Annotated in this window: 1 protein-coding gene; it reads right to left on the reverse strand. The window is 44.2% G+C overall.

Annotated elements, in window-relative coordinates; all coding sequences use genetic code 11:
• On the reverse strand, positions 1–475 hold a 475-nt coding region (locus A3739_RS29590; RefSeq protein ID WP_197472147.1), incomplete at both ends, for an endonuclease/exonuclease/phosphatase family protein.

Consider the following 475-nt stretch of genomic DNA (forward strand, 5'->3'; position numbering starts at 1 on the left):
ATCGATCAGCTTTTTAACAAACGATAACTGCGCCTTCTGTGCGGCTGACGATAACGATAAATGCAGAATAACAAGCACTATAGGATCTTTCTCATCGCCATATTTCGCAACAATCACTCCTCTACCAGGAATCAAAGATGGCAAAGGATACTCTTCTACCGACAAAGGGCAAAAACGGCTCAATAAACCATTACTATGCTGAGCAATAGGGCCGAAGTTTCGATTCAGCTGCTGATACCAAAATGGAAAGCCAGCCGTTTTAGCTAAAAACTCAACTTGGTTTACGAAGCCAGTACGCAAACTGCCTCCATCCACCTCTTGCAAGGCAACCACATCATATGCCTCGAGAAGAGAGGCTATCTTAACTAAGTTGGTTTGACGTTGAGCATGCGGCAAAAAGTGCTGCCAACTGCGCGTAAGGTAATGACGATACGCTGAAGTGGAAATGCCGACTTGTATGTTGTAAGTCAGTAAT

The organism is Oleiphilus sp. HI0067 (assembly GCF_001635735.1).